This is a genomic window from Streptomyces sp. LS1784 (genome assembly GCF_020103755.1).
Taxonomy (GTDB): Bacteria; Actinomycetota; Actinomycetes; order Streptomycetales; family Streptomycetaceae; genus Kitasatospora.
Window position 1 is genome coordinate 1 of record NZ_JAHSQD010000504.1, and the last position, 6,088, is coordinate 6,088.

Genomic DNA, 6,088 nt, shown 5'->3' on the forward strand with positions numbered 1-6,088 from the left:
CGCCGAGGCGGGCGAGCGGCCGGCGCCGCGGGGTGGGAGCGGGGGTGGTGGGGGAGGTCGTGGCGGTGGCGGACGCCCCCGCGCCGCCACCGGGGGCGGTGGCGGCGGGGGTGGTCGGCACCGGGGTGGGAGCCGTGGTCATGAGTGCCTTTTCTCAGCCCGAAGTACGGTGCGCGGCGCGGGTGTCAGCCCGCGATGGCCTTGGTCCAGTTCTCGGTGACGACCTTCTTGGCCGCGTTGATCTGGTCGACGGTCGGGAAGGTGGTGAACGGCTTCTCGACGGTCGGCAGCTTGGCGGCCGCGGCGGCGTCCAGGCTGCCGTCCTTCTTCAGGGCCTCGAAGGTGGCCGGAGTGGCGTAGCCGCCGAGGTAGAGGTTCTGGCCCTCGGCGCTGAACAGGTACTCCTGCCACAGGCGGGCGGCCGCCGGGTGCGGGGCCCACTTGTTGACGGCCTGGTTGTAGAACTGGGCGTAGGAGCCGTCGGCCGGGATGGAGACCTTCCAGTCGACGCCCTTGTCCTTGAACTCGTCGGTGTAGCCGGCGTTCAGGTACGACCAGTCGATCGAGATCGGGGTCTCGCCCTTCTCGACGGTGGCCGGGGTCGACTCGACCGGGTTGAAGTTGCCGGACTGCTTCAGCTTGCCGAAGAAGTCGATGCCGGGCTGGATGTTGTCCAGCGAACCGCCGTTGGCGAGCGCGGCCGCGTAGACACCGCCGAAGGCGGAGCCGGACTTGGTCGGGTTGCCGTTGAGGGCGACCTGGCCCTTGTACTCCGGCTTGAGCAGGTCGGCGAAGGTCTTCGGGCAGTTGGCGATCTTCTTGGCGTCGCAGCCGATCGAGACGTAGCCGCCGTAGTCGTTGACGGCGGCGCCGTTCGCGTCCTTCATGGTGTCCGGCACCTTGTCGAAGGTGGCCACCTTGTAGGGGGCGAGAATGCCGTCCTTGACCGCCTGGAGGGCGAAGGCGCTGCCCAGGTCGACCACGTCGGGGGCGCGGTCCTGGCCCTTGCGGGAGTTGATCGCGTTGATCTCGTCCTGGCTGGAGCCGTCCGGGTTCTCCTCCTCGACCTCGATGCCGTACTTGGCCTTGAAACCGTCGATGATCTTGCCGTAGTTCGCCCAGTCCCGGGGCAGCGTGATGACGTGCAGCTTGCCCTCCTTCTTGGCGGCGGCGACCAGGCCGTCCATGCCGCCGAAGTCGGCGGCGGAGGTGGCCGTCTTGGCGTCCTTGGCGCCGCCCGTGGCGGTGTCGCCGGACTTGGTGCTCGAACCGGCGGAGCCGCAGGCGGTGAGGGAGAGCGCGGCGGCGGTCAGTACGGCCGCGAAGGCGGCGGCGCGGGCGCGGTGCACGGTCACGGGGAAGTCTCCTGTTAAGGGGGCGTACTGCGAGGGGCGTTCGCGGGGGTTCCGCGGGCTTGCGTCTCGCGAAGGGCGGCGGACCGGCCGGGTGAGCGATCGATCGACGTCGTCCGAGTTGACTAGCCAACTTCGCTGACGGCAGTAAGTACGCCGGAACCCGGTGACGGGAAGGTGAACGGACGGCCCAGAACCGGGGTCGGCTGCGGGAACGGTGGAATCCGGCCATCGGAGCGTGATCCGTTCGGTGCGATGCTTCGAAGGCGCAGCGGGATAAGGTCGGGCTGTCCGCGCCGGTACGGCTGCGCAGGACACCCCCCAGGAGGGACATTGACTGACGTGGCAACTGAGCCCCAGCGCCCCGAGGCCGAGGGGCGCCCGGCAGCCGGGGACCACCCTGCCGAGCGCTCCGGCGCGCTGTACCGGAAGGTGGCCGCCGACCTGCGCGAGGCGATCACCACCGGCGCGTACGGCGAGGCCGGCCGGCTGCCCGCCGAGGGCGCGCTGGCCGAGCAGTACGGCGTCTCCCGCGGCACCGTCCGCCAGGCGCTCGCCGTGCTGCGCTCCGACGGACTGGTCACCTCCCGCCGCGGCACCCGCCGGGTGGTGCTCGGCGGCGCCCGGGTGCAGAGCTTCTCCGAACTGCTCAGCTTCACGCACTGGGCGTACTCGATGGGCGAGGAGCCCGGCGGCATCCTGGACTCGCTGGTGCGCCGCCCGGCCGACGCCGTCGAGCGCGAGCAGCTGCGCCTGGAACCGGGCGCCGAGGTGTATGTGACGGTCCGGCTGCGGACGCTGTCCGGCACGCCGGTGATGGTCGAGCGCACCGTCTACCCGCCGCGGGTCGGCGAGATCGTCGTCGAGCTGCCGCCGGACGTGGTCTCGCACACCGAAGTGCTGCGCGAGCACGGCATCCTGTTCACCGACGCCGACCACACGATCGACATCGTCGCGGCCAACGCCGAGGACGCCCGGCTGCTCGGCTGCCGTCGGGGCGGTCCGCTGCTGCGCGAGCGGCGGCGCACGACCGACCCGACGGGCACGCCGGTGGAGTGGTCCCAGGACCGCTACCTGCCCGGGACGGTGGCGTTCAGCGTGCACAACTCCCTGGCCACCTCGGCGCTTTCGCGGCACGCCCGGGAGCTGGACTGAGCCCGCCCGTCGGGATTCCTCACCGCATGAGCGCGGCGAGCAGCGGGCGGTAGTGCTCGAAGTCCGGCGTCGGGGCGCCGGCCACCTTCGCCTGCTCGTCCCAGCGTCGCACCGCCACCGCGTCCTGGGCGCCCGGGAGTTCGGCGAAGGCGGCGGCCTGGTGCTCGTCCATCGGGCCGCCCTGGACGCTCAGCGTGTACTCCGAGGCCGCGGAGAGCCGCTCCCGGTACCCGGGCTCGACCGCGCACAGGTAGCGCTTGGCGGCCACGTGCAGCCGGACCGGCTCGGTGACCTCCGGGCCGAACCAGCGGGCCAGCCAGTCGGCGCCCGTGTGGCTGTGGCGGTTGTCCCGACCCTCCATCAGATCCCGTCCGTGCCCGGTGCCCCGGCCGTGCTCGTCGAAGAAGTGGCCGGCGTCGTGCAGCAGAGCGGCGGCGACCAGGTGCTCCGGCGCCCCGGCGGCCTCGGCGGCAGCGGCGGCCTGGAGCATGTGCTCGGCCATGGTGACCTCCTCGCCCAGGTACTCCCCGGCGCCCTCGCCCGCGAACAGGGCGGCGATCGTGTCCAGCGCGGCGGCGCGGCGGTGCAGCACGGCGAGGGCGCTGTGCAGTCCGTCGAGGTCGGCGTAGCAGCCCTGGAGGTGCCGGTGGCCGTCCTGCCGGAACGCCGTCCGGGCGTGCAGCAGGCGGGTGTTGTCGAAGATCAGGCAGTCGCCGGGGCCGAGGCGGAAGGTGAGCCGGAGCTCGGGGCGCAGGGTGATCGCGGCGAACCGGCGGTAGGCGGCGTAGAAGGCGTCCAGGTCGTTCGGCCCGTGCCCGCGCAGGGTGCCGATCGAGCGGTTGTTGAACCTGACCTCCCGGATCCTTCCCCGCGGGTCCACGTCGATCAGCGGGCGGTCGGCACGCAGCTCGGTGTGACGGTCGCGGAAGACGAACGGGACGGGCGTGCGGGTGAGGACCTCGAACTCGGCCGGCGCCTCCTCCCGGAGGACCGCCGCGGCCATGAACCCGTCCACCAGTCCGGAGTCGCCGCCGGTCGCCGAGTTCTCCAGGCAGTGCAGCAGCTGGAGGGTCGGCACCGGGTCCCGGTAGGGGTTGTCGGTGTGCGGGGCGATGGCGACGCTGGTGAAGGCGAGGTTGTTCGGGTCCGGCTCGACCCGGACGTCGAACAGCTCCCCGTAGTTGGTGACCCGCACGTACCCGAGGCTCTCGGCGACCCGCAGCACCTGCCGCTCCACGGTCGGCACCCCGTGCAGCACGGCGAAGCCGCTGCGCCGTACGGCGGCCAGCACCGCGGCCCGCTCGGCCGGGTCGGTCAGGTACGCCTCCCAGTCCGCTTCCGGGATGCCGGGGGCGAAGTCCGCCGCCGTCCAGAGCCGCTTGCCGTGCTCGGTCCGTCCGTCGCCCTCGTCCGCCCGGTCGAGCCACTCCAGCGGGTAACGGGAGCGGTGCCCGTCCGACCAGAGCACCTCCAGGTGCCCGTCGGCCTCCTCGCTCACGACGGCGGCCAGGTCCTGCGGCAGGTCGTCGATCTGGAACAGCTTCTGCCCGTTGCGCGGGTCCCGGCACTCGGCGCACGGGCAGTTGTCGCGCAGCCAGTACGGCGGCAGCTCGGTCATCGGTCTTCTCCTCGGTGGCACTACGGCTGTCGTGTCGGCTGAAGTTGTATAGCCAACTTCGCTTCCCTGGTCGGGAGCTTGCCTGTCCCCGGTGAGTTCCACGTGCCGGGCGGGTGAACGCTGCGGGAACTGTGCCGGCAGGCGGTGGCGGCGGACGGCCCGGCAGGCTGTTCGAGTGAGGGGAGCGGGGCACGGGGCGTTTCGGGGTGGGGAGACGGCATGGCTGCGGCACTGTCGGAGGAATTCCTCCTGCTTCGAGAGGCGATCGGCCATGGCCCATTCCTCCTCCACTCCGCCCGGCGCGGGGCACACCGGGCTGCGGCGCGAGGTCGGCGTCATCGGACTGCTCTGGGCCTCGGTCGGAGCGATCATCGGCTCCGGCTGGCTGTTCGGGGCGCAGAAGGCGGCGGTGGCGGCCGGGCCGTCGGCGCTGCTGTCCTGGGGCATCGGCGCGGTGGCGATCATCCTGCTGGCGCTGGTGCACGCCGAGCTGGGCGGGCTGTTCCCGGTGGCGGGCGGTACGGCCCGCTACCCGCACTACGCCTTCGGCGGGTTCGCCGGGATGTCCTTCGGCTGGTTCACCTGGCTCCAGGCCGCGACCATCGCGCCGATCGAGGTGCAGGCGATGATCAACTACGCCCAGCACTGGAGCTGGGCGGACGGCCTGCTGAACAAGAACCTGACGCTGACCGGCTGGGGGTTCGTCGTCGCGGCCGTCCTGCTCGGAGTCTTCGTCGCGGTCAACTTCCTCGGCGTGCGGCTGCTCGCCCACACCAACAGCGCGGCCACCGTGTGGAAGGTCGCCGTCCCGGTGCTGACCATCTTCGCGCTCGGCATCACCGAGTTCCACGGCTCCAACTTCACCGTGCACGGTTTCGCGCCGGACGGCGCCAAGGGCGTGCTCACCGCGATCAGCAGCAGCGGGGTGATCTTCGCGCTGCTCGGCTTCGAGCAGGCCATCCAGTGGGCGGGGGAGAGCCGCAACCCGCGCCGGGACATCCCGCGCGCCGTGCTCGGCTCGGTGGTGGTCGGCACGATCGTCTACGTGATGCTCCAGGTGGTGTTCATCGGCGCGCTGCCGCCGGAGACCTTCGCCCAGGGCTGGAGCACGCTCGACTACCCCGGGATCAGCGGGCCCTTCGCCGGCCTGGCGACCCTGATCGGCCTGGGCTGGCTGGCCACCGTGCTGTTCATCGACGCGGTCATCTCGCCGGCCGGCACCGGGCTGGTCTACATCACCTCCAGCTCCCGGGTCACCTACGGCCTGAGCCGCAACGGCTACGCGCCGCAGGTGCTGCAGTCCACCGACAAGCGCTCGGTGCCCTGGCTCGGCCTGCTCATCGCCTGGGTGGCCGGGGTGATCTGCTTCCTGCCCTTCCCGAGCTGGCAGCGGCTGGTCGGGTTCATCACCTCGGCGGTGGTGCTGATGTACGCGGGCGCCCCGCTGGCCTTCGGGGTGCTGCGCAAGCGGCTGCCCGCGATGGAGCGCTCGTACCACCTGCCCGGCGGCTCGGTGGTCTCGCCGCTGGCCTTCGTGGTGGCCAGCCTGGTCATCTACTGGTCCGGCTGGGACACCCTGTGGCGGCTGGGCCTGGCGATCGTGATCGGCTACCTGCTGCTCGGCGGGTACTCCTGGTACGCGCGCTCGAAGGGGATGCCGAACGCGCCCCGGATGGACTTCCGGGCCGGGCAGTGGCTGCCGGTCTACCTGGTCGGCATGGGCCTGATCTCCTGGCAGGGCACCTTCGGCGCGGGCTCGCGGGGGAACCTTCCGCTGTGGTGGGACATCGCCGTCGTGGTGGCGTTCTCGCTGGTCGTCTACTACTGGGCGCTGGCGATCGCGCTGCCGGCCGAGGAGATCGAGCGGAACATCCGCGGCGTCGAGGTGGTGGACGTCAACGGGCACTGAGCCGGCCGTGGTGTGCGGACAGGGCTGCGGCCCCGGAGGACGTCCTCCGGGGCC

4 protein-coding genes are annotated in these 6,088 nt (G+C 71.9%); 2 read left to right on the forward strand and 2 right to left on the reverse strand.

Annotated elements, in window-relative coordinates; translation table 11 throughout:
• Positions 1-185 precede the first annotated feature (185 nt).
• Positions 186-1,355 carry an ABC transporter substrate-binding protein gene (locus KS423_RS36025; RefSeq protein WP_224283956.1) on the reverse strand — a complete coding sequence of 390 codons (1,170 nt, stop codon included), beginning with the start codon at positions 1,353-1,355 and terminating at the stop codon, positions 186-188.
• Between the two features lie 339 nt (positions 1,356-1,694).
• Between KS423_RS36025 and KS423_RS36030 the strand changes: the two genes are divergently transcribed.
• Positions 1,695-2,507, forward strand: coding sequence for a GntR family transcriptional regulator (locus KS423_RS36030; RefSeq protein WP_308020287.1), 813 nt, complete (start codon positions 1,695-1,697; stop codon positions 2,505-2,507).
• Between the two features lie 19 nt (positions 2,508-2,526).
• Here the strand turns inward: KS423_RS36030 and KS423_RS36035 are convergent, their stop codons facing one another.
• Complete coding sequence (locus tag KS423_RS36035; protein WP_224283957.1) at positions 2,527-4,125, reverse strand: TauD/TfdA family dioxygenase; 1,599 nt, start codon at positions 4,123-4,125, stop codon at positions 2,527-2,529.
• Between the two features lie 271 nt (positions 4,126-4,396).
• Between KS423_RS36035 and KS423_RS36040 the strand changes: the two genes are divergently transcribed.
• On the forward strand, positions 4,397-6,034 hold the full coding sequence (locus tag KS423_RS36040) for an APC family permease (RefSeq protein ID WP_224283958.1): 1,638 nt from the start codon (positions 4,397-4,399) through the stop codon (positions 6,032-6,034).
• Positions 6,035-6,088 lie beyond the last annotated feature (54 nt).

Bases quoted from the DNA above. Each gene is read 5' to 3' on its own strand.
- KS423_RS36035 (WP_224283957.1), bottom strand. From the start codon at position 4,125: ATGACCGAGCTGCCGCCGTACTGGCTGCGCGACAACTGCCCGTGCGCC.
- KS423_RS36040 (WP_224283958.1), top strand. From the start codon at position 4,397: ATGGCCCATTCCTCCTCCACTCCGCCCGGCGCGGGGCACACCGGGCTG.